The organism is Streptomyces sp. NPDC058051 (assembly GCF_042885475.1).
Lineage (GTDB): Bacteria > Actinomycetota > Actinomycetes > Streptomycetales > Streptomycetaceae > Streptomyces.
The window spans coordinates 217,385-237,390 of the sequence record NZ_JBHVRW010000007.1; the positions used below are offsets into that span (position 1 = coordinate 217,385).

The window sequence follows — 20,006 nt, forward strand, 5'->3', positions numbered from 1 at the left end:
TCGGGGACGTACCTGCTCCGACCGGTCCCGCTCCGGTCGGTTCCGCTCCGGTCGGTTCCGATTCGGTCGGTTCCGGTCCGTCGGTTCTACTGCGGTCGGTTCCGCCCAGGTCGGTTGCGCCCAGGCGATTCCGGTCCGTCGGACTTATCGCGGTCGGTCCCGCTGAGGTCAGTCTTCGGAGGAGGAGGACGGCAGCTGGGTCTGGATGAGGTCCATCACCGAGGAGTCGGTGAGCGTCGTGACGTCGCCCAGCTCGCGGTTCTCGGCGACGTCGCGCAGCAGACGCCGCATGATCTTGCCGGAGCGGGTCTTCGGCAGCTCGGCGACCGGCAGGATCCGCTTCGGCTTGGCGATCGGACCGAGCGTGGTGCCCACGTGGTTGCGCAGCTCCGCGACGAGCTCGTCGGAGGAGACGGCGTTGCCGCGCAGTATCACGAAGGCGACGATGGCCTGGCCGGTCGTCTCGTCCGCGGCGCCGACCACGGCGGCCTCGGCAACCGAAGGGTGCGACACGAGCGCCGACTCGACCTCGGTGGTCGAGATGTTGTGCCCCGACACGAGCATCACGTCGTCGACCCGGCCGAGCAGCCAGATGTCGCCGTCCTCATCCTTCTTGGCGCCGTCGCCCGCGAAGTACTTGCCTTCGAAGCGGGACCAGTAGGTGTCGATGTAGCGCTGGTCGTCGCCCCAGATGGTGCGGAGCATCGACGGCCACGGCTCGGTGAGGACGAGATAGCCGCCCCCGCCGTTCGGAACCTCGTTGGCCTCGTCGTCGACGACCGTGGCGGAGATACCGGGCAGGGCGCGCTGGGCGCTTCCCGGCTTGGTCTCCGTGACACCCGGCAGCGGCGCGATCATCATCGCGCCGGTCTCGGTCTGCCACCAGGTGTCCACGATCGGGCACTTGTCAGCGCCGATGTGCTTGCGGTACCACATCCACGCCTCGGGGTTGATCGGCTCACCGACCGAACCGAGGACCCGGAGACTGCTCAGGTCGAACTTGGCGGGGATGTCGTCACCCCACTTCATGAACGTACGGATCGCGGTCGGCGCGGTGTAGAGGATCGTGACGCCGTACTTCTGCACGATCTCCCAGAAGCGCCCCTGGTGCGGGGAGTCGGGAGTGCCCTCGTACATGACCTGCGTTGCGCCGTTGGCCAGCGGGCCGTAGACGATGTACGAGTGGCCGGTCACCCAGCCGATGTCGGCGGTGCACCAGAAGACATCGGTCTCCGGCTTGAGGTCGAAGACCGCGTTGTGGGTGTACGCCGCCTGCGTGAGGTAGCCACCGGAGGTGTGCAGGATGCCCTTCGGCTTCCCCGTGGTGCCCGAGGTGTAGAGGATGAAGAGCGGCTGCTCCGCGTCGAAGGCCTCGGGGGTGTGCTCGGCGGACTGCCGGCCGGTGATCTCGTGCCACCAGACGTCGCGACCCTCGGTCCACGCGGTGTCCTGGCCGGTGCGCCGCACCACGAGGACATGCTCGACGCTGTCGATACGGGAGACGGCGTCGTCCACGGCGGGCTTCAGCGCGGACGGCTTGCCGCGGCGGTAGCCGCCGTCGGCGGTGATGACGACCTTGGCGTCCGCGTCCTGGATGCGGGCGGCGATGGCATCGGCGGAGAAGCCGCCGAAGACCACCGAGTGTGCGGCACCGATGCGCGCGCAGGCCAGCATCGCGATGGCCGCCTCGGGGATCATCGGCAGATAGACGGCGACCCGGTCGCCCTTGCCGACACCGAGCTCGGTGAGGGCGTTCGCCGCGCGGGAGACCTCGTCCTTCAGATCGGCGTAGGTGATGGTACGACTGTCGCCGGGCTCGCCCTCGAAGTGGATGGCGACCCGGTCGCCATGGCCGGCCTCGACATGGCGGTCCACGCAGTTGTACGCGACGTTGAGCTTGCCGTCCGCGAACCATTTCGCGAAGGGCGGGTTGCTCCAGTCGAGCGTTTCGGTCGGCTCCGTGGCCCAGGTCAGGCGACGGGCCTGCTCGGCCCAGAAGCCCAGCCGGTCCGCCTCGGCCTGCTCGTACGCCTCCGCTTTGACGTTGGCATTCGCGGCCAGATCGGCAGGCGGTGCAAACCGCCGCTCCTCCTTGAGCAGATTGGCCAGGCTTTCGTTGCTCACGACATCTCCCATTCCCAGGGTGTCCGTTGTGTCCCGGGGCATAGCTCATCAGGCCAAAGGCCGGGTGACAAGTGTCTGCCCGGAATTGGTTTAGACCTGTATCTCGTATGGAGGCACGATCCCGCCCCCACGTCCGGTCCGGCACGGTGCGGTGCTCTGCACTGCGGTGCGGTGCGGTGCGGTGCGGTGCGGTGCGGGGCAGAGCGAGCCGAGTGGTACGGCGCGGTACGGAGGCGGGACCACAAGGTCTCACGGACCGGGGGTGAATCCGGTTCAGACGCGAGTACGTTCCCACGCGCCGGAACCGGATGGATCCCCGGGGCTGCGGCGGCCTGGAAGAGCAGCCGGTATCGACCGGGGGCGGGGGCCGCCCAGGGGGTGCGGGCGGTCGGGAAGCGGGTGCGCCCCGGGGTGTGGAGCAGTCGGGAGGTGAGTTCGGGAGGTGAGCGTCGTTCAGGTGTGGAGGCGTCCGGAGCGCGGGTGCGCCCCGGGGTACGGGAGTTGTTCAGGGCGTGGGGGTCGGTCGGGGCGCAGTGGGGGGCGGTCGGGGAGTGGAGGGGGCCATCGGGGAGTGGAGGGCGTCCAGGGTGTGGGGATCGGGCGAGGAGTGGAGACCGGTCGAGGAGTGGAAGTCGTTCGGGGAGTGGAGGCTGGTCGAGGAGTGGAGGTCGTCAAAGGCGCGGCGATCGGCCAGGGTGTGGGGGGTGTTCAGGGCCTGGGCACCGGGTCCGGTGTTGATGTCGCCAGGGCCGACACGGTCGAACACCTCGTCGTGTGTGAGCCCGGCGCTCGCTCCCTCGGACAGCAGATAGGCCTGCGCCTCGCCCACGTGGAAGTACATTCCGTGCAGTTCGAGCGTGCCGTCGGCGAGCCGCCGCGCCACCGATGCATGAGTCCGAAGATGGTCCAGTTGCTGGATCACATTGGTGAGGCAGAGCTGCTCCAACGCATCGGCTGACGGCCGGCCGGAGATCCGGGCCGAGGCAGCATGCCGGGACGCCATACGCTCAAGGCTCGGCAGCCCGTGTCTCAGCCAGCGCCACAGTGATGTCGGCGGAGCGTCCGGGTCCGGCTCGGTGCCGAGCAGAGCCTGCATCGCGCCGCAGCCGGAGTGCCCACAGACGGTGATGGACTCCACCTTCAGTACATCCACCGCGTATTCGATCGCGGCTCCTACCGAGTCGTCACTCCACTCGGTGCCGGACGGGGGGACCAGATTGCCGACGTTCCGCACGGTGAACAGGTCACCCGGGCCGCTCGCCGTGATCATGCTGGTGACCAGACGGGAGTCGGCGCAGGTGATGAAGAGCTGAGAAGGGCGTTGACCCTCGCGGGCCAGCCGGGCCAACTCCTCGCGTACCAGCGGAGCGGTGTTGCGTTGGAAGGAACTCAGGCCGCTGAAGAGGCGACTGCCTCCTGACCCGCGCCGGGTGGCATCGGGCAAGTTGCTTGGGGGCAGGGTGCTGCGCGCTTCCGGGGCGGCTGTCTCGGGGGAGCGATCCTCGGCAGAGGCGGAGCTTTCGCTGTGTCTGTGGCCGGGGGCTGGGCACTTGCCGGTGTTGGTGTCGGTGGTGTCGGTGGTGGCGCCGGTGGTGGTGGGGTGCGTGCCGGGATTCGTCCCGGGGATCACGCCGAGGTCCGTAGCGAGTCGGGTGGGGTGGGTTTCGGTCGTCTGTTCAGGCTGGTCGTGGCAGTGATGGTTGCGCCATGGCGTCCAGGGTCGGCAACAGGAATGCGCCGCGGATGCGGGTTCGGCGATCCGGCCGCCGGACCTTCCGGTGAAGACGACCCGGCCGCCGTGGGCCCGCTGGGCAATGCTCCAGCCCTGGATCGCCTCGTATGCCGCATGGTCCATGAAGAAGCCGTCCAGCTCGACGACTGCATCCCCGTCCTGAGGCAGTTGGCCGAGCGTCCGGCTGAGCCGGGGCACAGCGAGGAACGTCAACTGGCCGCGTACCACCACCAAGTGCTGGCCACCCTGATCAGTCACAGTGATCCTGGTCCGAGCCAGCCGGTGCAGGGCTACGGCCACCGCGACGGCGATGCCGAGCACCACCCCCTTGAGCACACCGAAGAGGATCACGCCGGTGATCGTCGACCCGTACACCAGGAATTCCCGGTGTTTATGGACATTGCGAATGTGGGCGAAGTTCACCATCTGGATGCCGACCATCATGACGAGCGCGCCGAGTGCGGCCAGCGGGATCCACTCCAGAACGGCCACCAGCAGTCCGGTGGCGAGCATGACCCAGACGCCGTGCAGCACAGTGGAAGCGCGACTCGTCGCACCGGCCCGCACATTTGCCGAACTGCGCACCGCACCCCCGGACACCGCCAGCCCGCCCACCAATCCGGACAGCGTGTTGGCAATGCCCTGGGCGCGTAGTTCCCGATCGAGATCGGAGCGTCTGATGGGCGGGTCCGATGAGGGCGCCGCGCCCGAACCCGAACCCGGACCCGGACCCGGACCTGCGGCAGGGGCAGGGGCAGGGGCGAGAGCTTGGGCCTCGGCTTGGGCTTGGGGTGAAGCGGACGCCGAACCCTCGGTCGACAGCACCCCTACGGTCGACGGCGAACCCGGCGAACCCGGCGAACCCGGCGAACCCGGCGAACCCGGCGAACCCGGCGAACCCGGCGAAGAGGCAGACGCGTGCGCGGACGGCGAGTCGGCCTGGGACCGGGCCGCATTGTGTTCGCCGGCGCGGTCGGCTGTCAGCTTGTCCACAGCGACTGCGGAGAGCAGCGACTCCAGACTGGCTACCAGCATCACTGTGAACACAGCTGTGGTCAGGGCGAGTACAGGGCCGTGCGGAATCTCCGGAAGGACGTGCGAGCGCCAGGACGGCAGATCGACCCGGGCGATCTCGGGCGCGGTGATCGCGGCCGCTGCAGTCGCGGTCACCACCGCGGCGAGAGCAGCCGGAATCCGCCGTACCGCCCGGCCGAATCGCCCTGGAATCCGCGGCCACAGGACCAACACGGTGATGGTCAGGAGACCGATCAGCAGAGCTGCCGGACTCACTTGTCCCAGCTGACGGGGCAGGGCAAGGGCATTGTCGACGGCCGAACTTCGAGGCGATCCGCCGAGCACGATGTGTAGTTGCGCGAGCGCGATGGCCACACCGATACCGGCGAGGGTGCCATGCACGATGGCTGGACTGACGGCGAGTGCGCTGCGCGCCGCCCGTAGCGAGCCCAGCAGGATCTGCAGAAGACCGGCGCCGACGGTGATCGCGCAGGTGGTGCGCCAGCCGTAGAGCTGGATCAACTCGGCTGTGACGACGGTCAGTCCGGCGGAGGGACCGCTGACCTGGAGGGGGGTGCCGCCGAGCAGGCCGGCGACGACGCCGCCGATCGCGGCTGCGATGAGGCCGGCCATCAGCGGGGCGCCCATGGCGACCGCGAGACCGAGGGACATGGGGACGGCGAGCAGGAAGACCGTGATCGACGCGGACAGGTCGGACGCGGTGATGCGGAATCGTCCGCCGTGTGGCGGCGGGCTGTGTGGGCGCTTGATTCCCGAGGCGCGGGGTGGGCTCGTGCTGCGGGCTGTGTGGTTATGGCGAGTGGGTGCAAAAGCGGACATGTTCCCGTCTCCTCCGGGGCAGCGCGGTCGCGGAACGTGGGGGACGCGGCCGTGGGTCACGGCGTGCAGCGGCGGGATTTCTCAACTCTCAGTAAATAGATCGTAATGGAGAGTAAAGAGAGCTGTCCATGTTTGAGGCTGAATGGGCCGATCAATCGCCCATTCAAGTGAATAGAAAGGTTTACATATGGTCTGTCATTGTGATTCCGGTGTGATCGCGTGCGACCTTGATCAGGGCTTTCGGCACTTCAGCGCGCATTTCTCGTAGGAAATGAGGGTGGGCGGATGGGTGCCGCGCAGAGGACCGCCGCCGAGCGGGTCGCCCTGGGAGCCATGACCGTTGCGCTGATCGCGGGAGTCGGCCGTTGTCCCTCCGGGACGTATCCGAGATCCGGGGCCGCCAGACCCCCTGCCGTGAAGCGGGACAGCGTTTCGAGGGCAAGCGCCCCTCGAACCGCGCTCAGAAATGAGGTCCGCTGGCCACGGACCGGGCAACGGGCACGGACGTGGGGCGGGTGCCCGGTACGGACGTGGGCCGGGTGCCGGGGGGCGGCGGGGCGCACCCACGGTTCGGTACGGATCGGGCCAGTCCCGCCGGCCCGATGACCGGCCCGTTGACGGAGCCCGGTGACGGAGCCCGTTGACGGAGTCCGTGCGGGAGCCGCGACATCCCTCGATGTGCGTGTGCGATGAGCGTCCGATGACCGCACACGCCCGGCGAATCGCGTGTCCTCACGCTGGGACTGCCGCTGGGGAGTCATGGCGCCCCGACCGGAAAACGTGCTTCCATCCGGTCGGGGCGCCGGCACGTCAGGCCGGTTGAGCGGCGTTGTCCTGCACGTACCGCTCGTCGAGCACGAAAGCGGGGTCGACCTGGGCGGCCAGGTCCGCACCCGTCTTCGCATTGCCCCAGTTCTCCGCGTTCTTCAGATGGAAGTGCACCATCTGCCGGGTGTAGCGCTCCCAGTCCCGCAGTTCGTACGAATCCTCCGCGGCGTTCTGGAGCGACTGGAGGGCCATCCGGTTGTCCGCCTCAAGCAACTCGAATCGGGCGGGCCGTCCCTTCTCCATCGCCCGCACCCAGTCGGAGTGTCCGACGCCCACCAGCAGGTCGTCGCCCACCTCGGCGCGCAGGAACTCCAGATCGTCCTCGCACTGCACCTTGTTGCCGACGACCTTCAGCGTGACCCCGAAGTCCCGGGCGTACTCCTTGTACTGGCGGTAGACCGACACGCCTTTACGGGTCGGCTCGGCAACCAGGAACGTCATGTCGAAGCGGGTGAACATCCCGGAAGCGAAGGAGTCAGAACCTGCCGTCATGTCCACAACGACATAGTCGTCGGGGCCGTCGACGAGATGATTGAGGCACAGTTCGACCGCACCGACCTTGGAGTGGTAGCAGGCCACGCCCAGATCCGACTCGGTGAACGGCCCGGTGGCCATTAGTCGGATCTCCCCGTCGTCGAGCCGGATCGTCCGGGCGCACGCGTCGTAGATCGGGTTGTTCTCGCGTACCCGCAGGATCCGTGAGCCCTCGCCTGGCGGAGTCGTCTTGATCATCGTCTCGGCGGAGGCGATTCGGGGGTTGCTGCCGCGCAGATACTCCTTGATCAGTGGCAGCTGGGCGCCCATGGCAGGCATCGTCGCGGCCGCGTGGTCGTCGAGGCCGAGCGCGGCTCCGAGGTGCTGGTTGATGTCGGCGTCCACCGCGACGACATGGGCTTCATTGGCAGCAAGGTGGCGGATGAAGAGCGAGGACAGCGTGGTCTTGCCGCTGCCGCCCTTCCCTACGAAAGCGATCTTCATGTTCACCTAGGGTAGCGGCTTGATTGCGTTCTGCTGCCGCGCTTCGTGAAGAAGGCCACTCCTGGGCGGCAGCGACGCAGGGGGCGCGTAGCCTCGCTACTTATGAGTACGCCTGCCTCTGATCCGCTCGCCGCCCTGGGCGCCCTGCCGGGGGTCGCCGACGCGGTGGACTCCGTACGCAAGGCCGCCGATCGCGTCTACGGGCACCGCGTCATGCGGCGCCGCAGCAACGAGGTCACCTCCGAAGCGGCGCTGCGTGGCGCACGTGGATCGGCGGCGCTGTCGGGTGCGGACTGGAATCTGGAGGAGGTGCGCCGGCGCACCGACTTCAGCGGCGACGCCGAGGCGCAGGTGGTCGGCGCAGCCCTGAGGCTCACTGCCGAAGCCGGCCAACTGCTTTCCATCTGGCGGCAGTCGCCGCTGCGTGTACTGGCGCGACTGCATCTGGTCGCGGCCGGAGGAGCGGCCCCCGACGACTCTGTCGGCCGACCGCGGCTGGCGGGTGAATCCGTGGATGAGCCGCTGATCGAAGCGGTGCTGCCGGATGCGGTGGAGATGGCCGGGCGGCTGGAGGGCCTCTCCGGATTGATCCTTTCGGGCGGTTCGGCGCCCGCGCTGGTGTCGGCCGCGGTCGTGCACGGTGAACTGCTGGCCCTGCGCCCATTCGGTTCGTGCAACGGTCTCGTCGCGCGTACTGCCGAGCGGATCGTGCTGATCGACAGCGGGCTCGACCCCAAGGCGATCTGTCCTGCCGAGGTGGGACATGCGGAGCAGGGACGAGCGGCGTACGTCGCTGCGTTCGAGGGGTATCTGTCGGGGTCGCCGGAAGGGATGGCGGCCTGGATCGCCCATTGCGGCCGCGCCGTGGAGCTTGGCGTCAGAGAGTCGACGGCGGTGTGCGAGGCGTTGCAGCGGGGTGCTGCGTAACGGGCTGCGGGGCCGCCGGTCCGGGCGCGGCAAGCTGGAAGCGGCGAATGAATGACTTCACCGCGGCGTACGGGTGAGCAGCACCGCGGTGGCACGGGTGAGCAGCTTCGGCGCAGACTTCCGTGCAGTGTTCCGAGGAGGCGGCCATTACCGTAACTCCGGTGCCGCGCAAAAGGGTTGCGGCGGTACCGCTCTCGGTACCGCCGCTGGCATGTCTACCCAGTTACCATGCGTCCTCGATATGTGCCCATCAGGTCGGGGGCTTTGCCCGTTCCCTGGTGCGGCTGGCCCGTAATCGACGGGTCGACGTCGCGTGGGTGCTCGGTTTTCATGCTCGGTCCGTGGGGCCATCTCTGCGTTAAAGGTAATCCTCTCGGATGTCCTTGGTCTCGCGGGCCGTTGAGTCCTTTGTACTCCAGGGCCGGAGTGAGCGGTAGTGCTGGCCACACTTCTTTACTTTTAGGTTCAATTAAGGGCAAGTCAGGCAATCTGGTGTCGCGGGGGAAATGGGTTGGTCGGTCGCCTGCCTGATTCCGCCGACCGGGCTCGCCGACCGGGTCGTCGACTGGGTTCGTCGGCCGGGTCCGCGCACCGGATCCGCCGACCGGTTCCGCACGCCGGGGCCGGAGACTGTCCCCCGTCGGTGTGCCTGTCGGCGGGATGTGGGGTGCGGGATGTGTGCCAGGTTCTCCCTGTTCACCTCTCCTTGGCTCTTGCCCCCGGCCGTACATCAGGCAGAGGCTGCGGTGGCACGGCGGCGGGAGGCGTACCAGACCAATCCCGCCGTCGCGGCGGCTGCTCCCAGCGCCGCCGCGGCGACCAACGCCGGGCGCGGCGGCAGTGAGAACGCGGGCAGTCGCTGCTTGAGTCGGACTGGTCGGTTGAAGACGAGAATCGGCCACTCGCGGAGGACTGCCTCTCGTCGGAGGGTGCGGTCCGGATTCACCGCGTGCGGGTGGCCGACCGACTCCAGCATCGGTACATCGGTCGCGGAATCGCTGTAGGCGTAGCAGCGTGAGAGGTCGTACCCCTCCGATACCGCGAGTGATTTGATCGCCTCGGCCTTTGTCGGCCCGTACGCGTAGTACTCCACTTCGCCGGTGAAGCAGCCGTCGTCACCGACGACCATGCGGGTGGCGACGACCCGGTCGGCGCCGAGCAGCTCGCCGATCGGCTCGACGACCTCGGCGCCCGATGTCGAGACGATCACCACGTCACGCCCGGCGGTGTGGTGCTCTTCGATGAGTGTCGCTGCCTCGTCGTAGATGATCGGGTCGATCAGGTCGTGCAGGGTCTCGGCGACGATTTCCTTCACGTGTCGGACGTTCCAGCCCTTGCAGAGCGAGGAGAGATATTCCCGCATCCGCTCCATCTGGTCGTGATCTGCGCCCCCGGCAAGGAACACGAACTGTGCGTACGCAGTGCGCAGTACAGCGCGGCGGTTGATCAGCCCGCCTTGGTAGAAGGACTTGCTGAAGGTCAGCGTCGAAGACTTCGCAATGACCGTCTTGTCCAGGTCAAAGAAGGCTGCTGTGCGCGGCAAGAAGCGGTTTTCCACAAGGCAGAGCATAGGGGCCCACCATTCGGCGTAAACTCCAGCGCGTGGGTTTGCCTGAGAAGGCTGTCGGGTACACCATGGAAGTCACGGATCGTTCGCGACCGTGCTAACCCGGTCCGGCTCCTCCCCCCCCGAGTCGGCCGTGGGGACGACCCCCGCTCTCCCCCCCGGCGGGGGTCGTCGCATGTCCGGACACGCTTCTGTCGTGCGGAATCAAGCATTCTTCCTCCCTCTCGGCCGTGACGGCCTGCTTCTCGGGATCTCTCTCGCCATCTTGTCCCGTCACGGTGCGTAGCGGAAGTGCTGCTCTCCGGAAGTCGCCGGTTTGAGCGACAGAGTTATTCACAACGGCGGAGTTGTCCACAGTTTTTGAGCAAGATCCACACGATTTTCCGAAGCCCTGCACGGTGATTCCAGCCGCGAAGTCCGCGGGTTGTGGAATCGCTGATCCCGGAACGCTCCGGGATCACCGCGAACCGCGATGAAGGTGTAGTGGGAAGGGGGGCGGTGAACGTGGCTGAATCCATCGCACGGGATCGTCCGTCAACGGCTGAAGTGCAGCGGGGCGGCCCGCTGATCGTGACCGAGGATGTGGAACTCCTCGACGATCTGTTGCGACTGTGCGCGGCCGCAGGAGCGGAACCAGAAGTTCATCACTCGTTGCCCGAGCGCAGAGGCGACTGGGAGCGGGCCCCGGTGGTTCTCGTGGGGGACGATGCTGCTCAGCGTTGCCGGGGAGCGGTACGCAGGCGCGGCGTGATGCTCGTCGGCCGGGTGCGGGACGCCCCGGATGTCTGGCGGCGCGCTGTGGAGATCGGGGCCGAGTATGTGCTGAGGCTGCCCGATTCGGAGGGCTGGCTCGTCGATCAGATCGCCAATGCGGCGGAAGGCATGGGCAGGCCGGCGCTCACGGTCGGAGTGATCGGCGGACGAGGCGGCTCCGGCGCGTCCACACTGGCCTGCGCTCTCGCGGTGACCGCTGCCAGGGGCGGACGGCGGACCATGCTGATCGACGGCGATCCGCTCGGCGGGGGCATCGATGTGCTGCTCGGTGGCGAGCGGGTCGAGGGAATGAGGTGGCCGGATTTCGTCCATTCCAAGGGGCGGGTCGGGGGAGGCGCGCTGGAGGAGTCCCTGCCTGCGCTGCATGGTCTGCGCGTGCTCAGTTGGAGTCGCGACGACTGGGTGGTCATCCCGCCACAGGCCATACAGGCCGTGCTGGCCGCCGCGCGCAGGCTCGGTGGGGTGGTGGTCGTCGATTTGCCGCGCAGGGTCGACGAGTCGGTGGCCGAGGCGCTCGCACAGTTGGATCTCGGGTTGTTGGTGGTTCCCGGGGAGCTGCGCGCAGTCGCGGCGGCGAAGCGGGTGGCGGCGATGGCCGGGACGGTCCTGGACGACCTGCGGGTGGTGGTCCGCGGCCCGTACGCGGCCGGTCTGGATGAGCAGTGGGTGGCCCAGGCGCTGGGACTTCCGCTTGTCGGTGAACTCCCGATCGACGCAGGGCTGCTGGCCGCCCAGGACGACGGTGCCCCGCCGGGCGGCAGTGCGCGTGCTCCTCTCGCCAGGTTCTGTACGGCGTTCTGGGAACGAGCACTCGCGTCCGAGGGCGCAGGGGGACGCAACGGCGGGGGCGCGTCATGACCGAGACACTGCTCGATGCCGTACGGCAGCGGCTGGCGCAGAGCGGCGCGGCGCCGACCCCGGCCGGCGTCGCGGCAGCGCTCCGCGCACAGGGACGGTTGCTCGGCGATGCCGAAGTGCTGGGCGCGGCTGATGAGTTGCGCGGCGAGCTGATCGGGACCGGGGTGCTGGAACCCTTGCTGGCCGACCCGGCTGTGACGGATGTCCTGGTCTCCGCGCCGGACCGGGTGTGGGTGGACCGGGGAGGCGGACTCGAACTCACCGGGGTGACCTTCCGGGACGCCGCCGCGGTGCGCAGGCTGGCGCAACGTCTGGCAGCCGTGGCGGGGCGACGACTGGACGACGCCCGGCCGTGGGTGGACGCACGGTTGCCCGACGGCACTCGTATGCATGCAGTGCTGCCGCCGGTGTCCGTCGGCTCCACGTGCCTGTCGCTGCGGGTGGTGCGGCCCAGGGCCTTCTCGCTGACGGAACTGGTCGCGGCGGGGACCGTGCCGCCGGGCGGTGACGAGGTGATGAGGGCATTGGTGCGGGCTCGGGTCTCGTACTTGATCAGCGGGGGGACGGGGGCCGGGAAGACGACCCTTTTGTCGAGTCTGCTGGGCGTGGTCGGGAAGCGTGAGCGAATCGTGCTCGCCGAGGACTCGGCGGAGCTGCGGCCGGACCACCCGCATGTGGTGCGCCTGGAGTCGCGGCCCGCCAACCAGGAGGGGGCGGGGCGGGTGACCCTGAGGGACCTGGTGCGGCAGGCGCTGCGGATGCGTCCCGACCGGCTTGTGGTCGGGGAGGTGCGGGGCGCCGAAGTCACCGAACTGCTTGCCGCGCTGAACACCGGACATGAAGGCGGCTGCGGAACGGTGCATGCCAACGCTGCCGAGCACGTCCCGGCCCGCCTTGAGGCGCTGGGAACCGCGGCGGGCCTGGACCGGACGGCACTCCACAGCCAGCTGGCGGCTGCGCTGTCGGTGGTGGTCCACCTCGTACGGGACCGGACCGGACAGCGGCGGATCGCCGAGGTGCAGGTCCTGGAGCGGGACGCGGCCGGGCTGGTGGTGACCGTGCCGGCGCTGCGCTGGGGTGTCGCCGGGTTTGTGCAGGAGCGGGGCTGGGAGCGGCTGCGGTCGCTGATCGGGGGTGCGCTGTGAACGGCGGCGCGACGGTGCTGTTGTCGAGCGTGAACTGCGCGGCGGTCCTGTGCGTCGGCGTGGCGGCCTGGCTGATGGTGGCGCGGGACAAGGGGCGACGGCGAGCACGGGGGATGTTCGTCGACGGAGCGATGGAGCCGCCGCTGCGTGAGCGCGGGGCGCGGATTCAGACATGGTGCCAGGCGCGATTGCGGGAGCGGCGGGAGTGGCTTTGCCTGCCGGTGGCGCTGGCCATCGCGGTGCTGGGGGACTCCTTCCTGCCGCTTCTGGCGGGTGCGGTGGGGATGCCGCTGGTCCGGCGGTGGCTGCGGGGACGGGCGCTGAGAAAGGAGCGGGAACACCGGGCCGACGGGGTGGTAGCGCTGTGCGGCGCTGTCGTGGGCGAGTTACGGGCTGGGCATGAGCCGGGGCGCGCCTTGCTCGTGGCTGTCGGCGGGGCCGGGGTGCTGGGAGCGGCGGAGGCGGGGGTGTCCGCGGCTGCGCGGTTCGGTGGCGATGTGCCGGGGGCGCTCCGACAGGCGGCGTGCGAGCCGGGGTTGGACGGGCTTGCCGGGGTGGCCGCCTGCTGGCGGGTGGCGGTGGACGGCGGGGCCGGGCTCGCGGCGGGTCTGGACCGCCTGGAGGGCGCGCTGCGAGCTGAGCGACGCCGGCGGGAGGAGTTGCGGGCCCAACTGGCAGGTGCCTGGTCGACGGTGACCGTACTGGCTCTGCTGCCGGTTTTGGGCCTGGGGCTGGGAGCGGCGCTCGGAGCCGATCCGCTGAGAGTGCTGCTGCACTCGCCGGCCGGGCTCGTCTGTCTGGTGGTGGGCGGGCTGCTGGAGGCGGCCGGTCTCTGCTGGGCCTGCCGGATCGTACGGGTGGGCGAGGCGGCATGAGCGGGGTCGACGGCGATGCCGTCCACCGGACAGCGGCAGTGTGGGCGGTGCTGGGAACGGTCGCGTGTCTGGCCCATGTCCTGGCGGGGCGGCGGCGGAAGCGAACGCGCCGTCGAGGTGCCGTGCTGCTGGCCATCGGCCCGGGGACGCGCCGACGTGGGTGGACAGTTTCACGTGCCCGGGTGAAGGGATGGGTTGCGCCGCTGGCCGCTGTGGCGACGGGCGTGGTTCTGATCGGGGGAGTGCCCGGGGTCATGGCCGGGCTGGTGGGGGCGTACGGCATCTGGAAGTGGCAGCGGACCCGGTGCGGCCGCGAACGGCGGGCAGATGCTGTGGAGGCCGCAGAAATGGCACGTCAACTCCCGTTGGCGGCAGATCTCTTGGCAGCCTGCATTTCCGCCGGAGCCGGGCCCCGGGAAGCGGCGGAGGCGGTGGGGGAGTCGCTGGGCGGACCGGTCGGCGTTCGTCTGGCGCGTACGGCGGCGGAGATCCGGCTCGGTGGCGAGCCCGCGGTCGCCTGGGGGCGGCTCGGGGAGATACCGGGCGCCGACGCGCTGTCCCGGTGCCTGGAGCGGGCGGGATCGACCGGTGCCCCGGCGGCGGAACCCGTGGCGCGGCTTGCCGAGGCGATGCGGGCGGAGCGGGCGAGTGCGGCCGTTGCGCGCGCCCAGCGGGCGGGCGTGCTGATCACCGCACCGGTCGGGCTCTGCTTTCTGCCCGCCTTCCTGGCGGTCGGAGTGGCGCCGGTGGTGATCGGTCTGGCGACCGGCCTCCTTCATGCCGGCTGATAAAAAGTGCAAAAAGTAAAGGCAAATGTTCATTCATGCCGAATTACGCATTTCGCGGGGGTTGAAATGGTGCAGCGAATCAAGGGCTGGATGCGGAGCATGATGCGCCGCGCCCGGACGGACAGCGGAATGACGACATCCGAATACGCGGTGGGGACGATTGCGGCGTGTGCGTTCGCAGCGGTGCTCTACAAGGTGGTCACCAGCCAGCCGGTCATGTCCGCCCTTCAGTCTCTGCTGAAGGACGCGCTCGATGCGAAGTTCTAGGGGCGGAGCCGGGGGCCGTTCCGGGCCGGTGGGCGGGGTCGGCGACCGGGGTGCGGTGACGATGGAAGCGGCCGTGGCGATTCCGGTACTGGCGCTGTTCGCCCTGGCACTGGTCTGGGCGCTGATGGCCGCCTCCGCCCAGATCCGGTGCGTGGACGCCGCCAGGGCCGGGGCGAGGGCGGTGGCCCGCTCCGAACCGGAGGCGCAGGTGACGGAGGTCACCCGTTCGGCGGCACCCGACGGAGCCGAAGTCGCGGTGAAGCGGACCGGGGCGCTGTGGCGGGTCCGGGTGGTGGCCCCGATACCCGGACTCGGCCCGCTGGCCCTGACGCTCCACGCGGAGGCGGCAGCACTGGCCGAGGACACGGTGGGGGTGTCGCCGTGACCGGGAGGAGGCGGAATGCCCGGAAGACCATCCTTGCGCGGCTGGAGAAGGCGTGGCTGGAGACGATCGTCCTCGCGCGGCTGGAGACGACTGTGCTCGCGCGGCTGCACAGGGGCAGGCAGAGCGGTCGGAATCGAGGCCGTGACCGGGACACGGGCCTGGCGACGGTGTGGGTGGCGATGACCACGGCCACGTTGTGCGCGGTGTTCGCGGTCGTACTGGCGCTGGGACAGGTGGTGGTCGTTCGGCACCGGGCCGGTGGTGCGGCGGACCTGGCGGCCCTGGCCGCGGCCGACCGGGCTCTGCGCGGGCCCGAGAAGGCGTGCGAAGCGGCCGAGGAGGTGGCCACGGCACAGGGGGCGTTGGTGGTGCGGTGCACGGTGCGTGGAGAGATCGCCGATGTGACGGCCCGGGTGAGGTTCGGGCCGTACGGACCGGCGGTCAGATCCCGGGCCGGCCCTCCGGCTGCTGCTCCCGGCTCTCCGGAACCTCCGGAGCTGTCGCTTCCGGAGGTTCCGGCGAGCTCGGCTCCGCGGGGTCCGGCGGTGCGGCCCGGAGGAGTTCGCCGAGGAGGCGTACGGCGCCCCGCTTGTGCAGTGGGTCGTTGCCGTTGCCGCACTTGGGGGACTGGATGCAGGACGGGCAGCCCGCCTCGCATTCGCAGGACGCGATGGCCTGACGGGTCGAGGTGAGCCAGGTGCGGGCGGTGTGAAAGGCCCGCTCGGCGAATCCGGCACCGCCTGGATGACCGTCGTACACGAAGACCGTGGGCAGCAGGGTGTCCGGGTGCAAGGGCACGGAGACGCCACCGATGTCCCATCGGTCGCAGGTGGCGAAGAGCGGCAGCATCCCGATCGACGCGTGCTCCGCGGCGTGCAGGGCGCCCCCCAGGATCTCCGGGTTGATCCGAGCGGTGTCGAGCTGGTCCTGCGTGACCGTCCACCACACGGCCCGTGTGCGCAGGGTGCGGGGTGGCAGATCCAGCTTGGTCTCGCCGAGGACCTCGCCGGTGATCAGTTTGCGACGTAGGAAGGAGACGACCTGGTTGGTGACTTCCACGGAGCCGTAGCAGAGCCGCCCGTCACCCCACGGAACCTCGGTGTCGGTTTCCAGGACGGCGATGGCGGTGGTGTCGCGGGCGGTCGTCGAGTACGGCGGGTCAGCCTCCTCGACCAGGGCCACCGAGTCCTCCAGATCCAGCTTCCGGACCAGATAGGTGCGGCCCTGGTGCAGGTGGACGGCACCTTCGTGGACGGCGGTGTGCGCGGCCGATTCGTCGACGGTGCCCAGCAGCCGGCCGGTGCCCTCCTCGACGATCTGGACGGGACGGCCGCCTTCACCGCGGATGTCGGTGAGATCGGCGGCGCGCTCGCGGCGGGTCCAGTGCCAGCCCGTCGCCCGTCTGCGCAGCAGCTTCGCGGCCTCCAGCTGCGGCAGCAGCTCGGCCACGGCCGGTCCGAAGAGCTCCAGGTCGGGCTGGGTGAGCGGAAGCTCCGCAGCGGCGGCACACAGGTGTGGGGCGAGGACGTACGGGTTGTCCGGGTCGAGCACGGTCGACTCCACGGGCTGCTGGAACAGTGCCTCGGGGTGGTGGACGAGGAAAGTGTCCAGCGGGTCGTCGCGGGCCACCAGGATGGCCAGGGCGCCCTGGCCGGAGCGCCCGGCGCGGCCCGCCTGCTGCCACAGCGACGCCCTGGTGCCGGGATAGCCCGCGATGACGACGGCATCCAGGCCCGAGACATCGATGCCGAGTTCGAGGGCGGTGGTGGCTGCCAGACCGAGCAGTTGGCCGGAGTGCAGGGCGCGCTCCAGGGCGCGGCGCTCCTCGGGGAGGTAACCCCCGCGGTAGGCGGCGACCCGGGCCGGCAGGGACCGGTCCACCTCGGCGAGGCGTTCCTTGGCGATGACGGAGATCAGTTCGGCGCCGCGCCGGGAGCGTACGAACGCGACCGAGCGGATGCCCTGGACGGTCAGATCGGTGAGGAGGTCGGCGGTCTCCGCCGTGGCGGTACGGCGCACGGGTGCGCCCTTCTCACCGTGCAGCTCGGTCAGCGGCGGCTCCCACAGTGCGAAGACCATTTCGCCGCGGGGCGAGGCGTCGTCGTCGACCTCCTTGACGCGGAGACCGGTGAGGCGGCCCGCCGCGACGGCGGGCTCCGCCGCGGTGGCCGAAGCGAGGAGGAAGACCGGATCGGCGCCGTAGCGGGCGCACAGGCGGCGTAGCCGGCGCACCACCTGGGCGACGTGGGAGCCGAAGACGCCCCGGTAGGTGTGGCACTCGTCGATGACGACGAAGCGCAGGGCACGCAGGAAGGAGGACCAGCGGGGATGGGAGGGAAGTATCCCGCGGTGCAGCATGTCGGGGTTGGTCAGGACGTAGTTGGCGTACTGGCGTACCCACTCGCGTTCCTCGACCGGGGTGTCGCCGTCGTAGACCGCCGGCCTGACGGCATTGCCGAGCGGCGCCGCCAGTTCCTTCACCGCTCGCCTCTGATCGGCGGCCAGGGCCTTCGTGGGGGCGAGGTACAGGGCGGTCGTGCCGCGGCCGTTCGGGGCCTCGGAGCCGTTGAGCAGGGTGGTGAGCACCGGGGCGAGATAGGCGAGCGACTTTCCGGACGCGGTGCCGGTGGCGATGACCACGGAATCGCCGTCCAGGGCGTGCTCCGCGGCAGCGGCCTGGTGCGCCCACGGGTGGTCGATTCCGGCCTGCTGGATCGCCGCGATCACTTCCGGCCGGATGCGATCGGGCCAGATGGCATGGGTTCCGGTACGCGGGGGCAAGTGCTCCGTATGAGTGATGCGCGCGGACCGGCCCGCGGCAGCGGCGAGCCGGTCGAGGACCACGGCGGGAGAGGGGCGGGAGTCCCTGTTCTCGGGTGGTCGACTGGGGCGGTGATTCTTGGCCATCGGCACCGAGTGTGTCACTGGCGAGACGGACAATGGTCCCAAGGCGTCGTGCATGGCTGCTGGTAAGTGATTGAATGCCATCGCGGCTGGCGATCCGTCCCCTGGCTCCGCCGGGGAGACCGAGGGGCGACCGCTCGATAGCAAGGTGCTGGAGGATCCGTGGACCTGTCCTTGTCGACTCGCAATGTGTCCGGCCCTGGTGGCGACCGTACGGTCGTCGAGGTCGGTGGCGAGATTGATGTGTATACCGCGCCCAAGCTGCGCGAGCAGTTGGTCGAGTTGGTGAATGACGGCAGCTACCACCTGGTTGTCGACATGGAAGGCGTCGACTTCCTCGACTCCACCGGCCTCGGCGTGCTCGTGGGCGGCCTGAAGCGTGTCCGGGCCCATGAGGGCTCATTGCGCCTGGTGTGCAACCAGGAGCGCATTCTCAAGATCTTCCGGATCACTGGTCTGACCAAGGTGTTCCCGATCCACACCACGGTCGACGAGGCGGTAGCGGCCACCGACTGACGGCCGGTCCGGCGTGGCCGGTGCACCGGTAGCCGTGATCGGTGTCCGGTGCGCCGCAGGCGGCGTGGCAGTGGGCTGCCATGCCGGGTGATCGCCCGGTCGGCAGCGTGTCAGGCAACCGGCCGGTCGGTAGTCCGTCGGGCAGTCGGACGGTCGGCGAGCCAGCGTTTCGGGAGCCGGGGCACCGGTGCCCTGAGCGCTGGGCCACTGGTCGGTGTCCGGCCGGTCGCGTGGCGGCCGGTCGCGTAGCCGTCGGCCGCTCGTCGGTTGCTGGTCAGTAAATGTCGGCCGGTCGGTTGTTCGGCATCCGGATCCGGGCCGCCCGAGAGTGGGCCGTCTGTCGGTACGCAGCCCAGTCGCCCAGTCGGCAGCGTCCCTCAGCGGGCAGGCGGCCGGAGACCGGGAAGGCCGGCCCTGCGGCTTCGGCAGTTCTCCTGAAGGCAGCCAGCCGGGTGAACACCGGAACGGGACGGGATGAATACCGGAACGGGACGAGATGAAGACCGGAGCAGGGTCGAATGAAGATCAGAAGAAGAGCAGGGTGCCGGGCAGCCCGCCCGCGCCCCTGGGATGCATGCCCGTACGTCTGAGGGGGATCGCATGACCACCGTTGAACTCCGCTTCAGCGCTCAGCCCGAACATGTCAGGACGGCCCGCCTTGTGGCAGCCGCCGTGGCGCGCCGGGCAGGGGTCGATGAAGCCGTGCTCGACGAGGTCAGACTCGCCGTCGGTGAAGCCTGCAGCCGCGCAGTCGGGCTGCACCGCAGCCATGGCATCACCGCTCCTGTCTCCGTCGTCCTGATCGAGGAGGAGAAGTCCTTCTCCATCGAGGTCGGCGACGAGGTGCCCGGACCGGGTGCCGAGCACGCCCCCGACCGTGCCTCCGCGACGGGCGGCGCCACGCCCGGCAGGGGACTCGACGGACCGGAATCCGAGACCGAGGCCGACGACGAGGACGAGATGGGTCTCGCGGTCATCAGTGGCCTTGTCGACGATGTGGAAGTCAGATCGGGAATCAACGGCGGAGTGATCCGCATGAGCTGGCCGAAGACGCCCGCGACGCTGCTTCCCTGAGGCGCCGTGGGCTCCGCGGGGCACGGGCTCCGCAGGCGCCACGGGCGGTGCGTCCGTCCCGGCTCCCTCGGCTCGCTCCCCGAGTCCGTGCGCGGAGTCGGTTCGGTTTCCTTGGTCCGTCCTCGGAGCCGTCCAGGGTTCTCCCGGGCTCTGTGCCGGCAGCCCGCCCCCGGAGTCCGTCTCTCGGCCCATTTTCTTGATCCGCCTTTTGAGGCCCTGCTGAGCAGGGCCTTTTTTCATTTCTGTGTGATCATTGATCTACGGAAAATGTGTCTGCCCCATTACTGCATTCGAGTCGATCCACGGGCGCGATCATTTGTCGATACGCCCGTGAAGGTCAATTGCATTTACCGTGCACTGTTTTGATCGGCTCTCGCTCCCTACAATCCGTCCACGTCTTGAGCGCTGAG

13 protein-coding genes and 2 pseudogenes are annotated in these 20,006 nt (G+C 69.4%); 10 read left to right on the plus strand and 5 right to left on the minus strand.

Annotated elements, in window-relative coordinates:
- Positions 1 to 168: 168 nt before the first annotated feature.
- The 3 genes and pseudogenes from acs to ACFVUT_RS14535 all read right to left on the minus strand — a co-directional run bounded on the left by acs (position 169) and on the right by ACFVUT_RS14535 (position 7,516).
- Positions 169 to 2,166 (minus strand): acetate--CoA ligase, encoded by a 1,998-nt coding sequence (acs, locus tag ACFVUT_RS14525; RefSeq protein WP_389648257.1) that lies wholly within the window; start codon positions 2,164 to 2,166, stop codon positions 169 to 171.
- A 703-nt stretch (positions 2,167 to 2,869) separates the two neighbouring features.
- Positions 2,870 to 5,710: pseudogene (locus ACFVUT_RS14530) on the minus strand (SulP family inorganic anion transporter); the annotation flags it as partial.
- A gap of 810 nt (positions 5,711 to 6,520) precedes the next feature.
- On the minus strand, positions 6,521 to 7,516 hold the full coding sequence (locus ACFVUT_RS14535; RefSeq protein ID WP_389648260.1) for an ATP-binding protein: 996 nt from the start codon (positions 7,514 to 7,516) through the stop codon (positions 6,521 to 6,523).
- 102 nt (positions 7,517 to 7,618) lie between these two features.
- Here ACFVUT_RS14535 and ACFVUT_RS14540 point away from each other — a divergent pair, with 102 nt between their 5' ends.
- Complete coding sequence (locus ACFVUT_RS14540) at positions 7,619 to 8,443, plus strand: oxidoreductase (protein WP_389648264.1); 825 nt, start codon at positions 7,619 to 7,621, stop codon at positions 8,441 to 8,443.
- A gap of 730 nt (positions 8,444 to 9,173) precedes the next feature.
- Here the strand turns inward: ACFVUT_RS14540 and ACFVUT_RS14545 are convergent.
- Positions 9,174 to 10,013: an HAD family hydrolase gene (locus ACFVUT_RS14545; protein ID WP_389648267.1), complete on the minus strand. Its 840-nt coding sequence runs from the start codon at positions 10,011 to 10,013 to the stop codon at positions 9,174 to 9,176.
- Between the two features lie 501 nt (positions 10,014 to 10,514).
- Here ACFVUT_RS14545 and ssd point away from each other — a divergent pair.
- From ssd to ACFVUT_RS14580, 7 genes and pseudogenes are all read left to right on the plus strand, one after another.
- Positions 10,515 to 11,642: a septum site-determining protein Ssd gene (ssd, locus tag ACFVUT_RS14550; RefSeq protein WP_389648270.1), complete on the plus strand. Its 1,128-nt coding sequence runs from the start codon at positions 10,515 to 10,517 to the stop codon at positions 11,640 to 11,642.
- Positions 11,639 to 12,787: a TadA family conjugal transfer-associated ATPase gene (locus ACFVUT_RS14555; protein WP_389648274.1), complete on the plus strand. Its 1,149-nt coding sequence runs from the start codon at positions 11,639 to 11,641 to the stop codon at positions 12,785 to 12,787. The genes ssd and ACFVUT_RS14555 overlap by 4 nt, the downstream gene beginning before the upstream one ends.
- A 74-nt stretch (positions 12,788 to 12,861) precedes the next feature.
- Positions 12,862 to 13,662: a type II secretion system F family protein gene (locus tag ACFVUT_RS14560; protein ID WP_389648589.1), complete on the plus strand. Its 801-nt coding sequence runs from the start codon at positions 12,862 to 12,864 to the stop codon at positions 13,660 to 13,662.
- Positions 13,659 to 14,450 carry a type II secretion system F family protein gene (locus ACFVUT_RS14565; RefSeq protein ID WP_389648278.1) on the plus strand — a complete coding sequence of 264 codons (792 nt, stop codon included), beginning with the start codon at positions 13,659 to 13,661 and terminating at the stop codon, positions 14,448 to 14,450. The genes ACFVUT_RS14560 and ACFVUT_RS14565 overlap by 4 nt, the downstream gene beginning before the upstream one ends.
- A 66-nt stretch (positions 14,451 to 14,516) precedes the next feature.
- Complete coding sequence (locus ACFVUT_RS14570) at positions 14,517 to 14,717, plus strand: DUF4244 domain-containing protein (protein WP_389648281.1); 201 nt, start codon at positions 14,517 to 14,519, stop codon at positions 14,715 to 14,717.
- Positions 14,704 to 15,102 carry a TadE family type IV pilus minor pilin gene (locus ACFVUT_RS14575; protein WP_389648284.1) on the plus strand — a complete coding sequence of 133 codons (399 nt, stop codon included), beginning with the start codon at positions 14,704 to 14,706 and terminating at the stop codon, positions 15,100 to 15,102. Before ACFVUT_RS14570 ends, ACFVUT_RS14575 begins: the two co-directional genes overlap by 14 nt.
- Positions 15,103 to 15,281: 179 nt before the next feature.
- Positions 15,282 to 15,473: pseudogene (locus ACFVUT_RS14580) on the plus strand (Rv3654c family TadE-like protein); the annotation flags it as partial.
- Positions 15,474 to 15,543: 70 nt separating this feature from the next.
- Here the strand turns inward: ACFVUT_RS14580 and ACFVUT_RS14585 are convergent.
- Positions 15,544 to 18,090 (minus strand): DEAD/DEAH box helicase, encoded by a 2,547-nt coding sequence (locus ACFVUT_RS14585; RefSeq protein ID WP_389648287.1) that lies wholly within the window; start codon positions 18,088 to 18,090, stop codon positions 15,544 to 15,546.
- 78 nt (positions 18,091 to 18,168) lie between these two features.
- Here ACFVUT_RS14585 and ACFVUT_RS14590 point away from each other — a divergent pair, with 78 nt between their 5' ends.
- A complete protein-coding gene (locus ACFVUT_RS14590; RefSeq protein WP_003967428.1) occupies positions 18,169 to 18,522 on the plus strand; it encodes an STAS domain-containing protein in 354 nt (117 codons plus the stop codon).
- A 600-nt stretch (positions 18,523 to 19,122) separates the two neighbouring features.
- The gene (locus tag ACFVUT_RS14595) at positions 19,123 to 19,596 is read left to right on the plus strand and encodes an ATP-binding protein (protein WP_389648290.1); all 474 of its coding nucleotides are present in this window, start codon (positions 19,123 to 19,125) and stop codon (positions 19,594 to 19,596) included.
- Positions 19,597 to 20,006 lie beyond the last annotated feature (410 nt).

What these genes read in the sequence shown, in the direction of transcription:
- acs (WP_389648257.1), bottom strand. Translation starts at nt 2,166, where the DNA reads ATGCCCCGGGACACAACGGACACCCTGGGAATGGGAGATGTCGTGAGC.
- ACFVUT_RS14535 (WP_389648260.1), bottom strand. Translation starts at nt 7,516, where the DNA reads ATGAAGATCGCTTTCGTAGGGAAGGGCGGCAGCGGCAAGACCACGCTG.
- ACFVUT_RS14540 (WP_389648264.1), top strand. Translation starts at nt 7,619, where the DNA reads ATGAGTACGCCTGCCTCTGATCCGCTCGCCGCCCTGGGCGCCCTGCCG.
- ACFVUT_RS14545 (WP_389648267.1), bottom strand. Translation starts at nt 10,013, where the DNA reads ATGCTCTGCCTTGTGGAAAACCGCTTCTTGCCGCGCACAGCAGCCTTC.
- ACFVUT_RS14555 (WP_389648274.1), top strand. Translation starts at nt 11,639, where the DNA reads ATGACCGAGACACTGCTCGATGCCGTACGGCAGCGGCTGGCGCAGAGC.
- ACFVUT_RS14560 (WP_389648589.1), top strand. Translation starts at nt 12,862, where the DNA reads ATGGTGGCGCGGGACAAGGGGCGACGGCGAGCACGGGGGATGTTCGTC.
- ACFVUT_RS14565 (WP_389648278.1), top strand. Translation starts at nt 13,659, where the DNA reads ATGAGCGGGGTCGACGGCGATGCCGTCCACCGGACAGCGGCAGTGTGG.
- ACFVUT_RS14570 (WP_389648281.1), top strand. Translation starts at nt 14,517, where the DNA reads ATGGTGCAGCGAATCAAGGGCTGGATGCGGAGCATGATGCGCCGCGCC.
- ACFVUT_RS14575 (WP_389648284.1), top strand. Translation starts at nt 14,704, where the DNA reads ATGCGAAGTTCTAGGGGCGGAGCCGGGGGCCGTTCCGGGCCGGTGGGC.
- ACFVUT_RS14585 (WP_389648287.1), bottom strand. Translation starts at nt 18,090, where the DNA reads ATGGCATTCAATCACTTACCAGCAGCCATGCACGACGCCTTGGGACCA.
- ACFVUT_RS14595 (WP_389648290.1), top strand. Translation starts at nt 19,123, where the DNA reads ATGACCACCGTTGAACTCCGCTTCAGCGCTCAGCCCGAACATGTCAGG.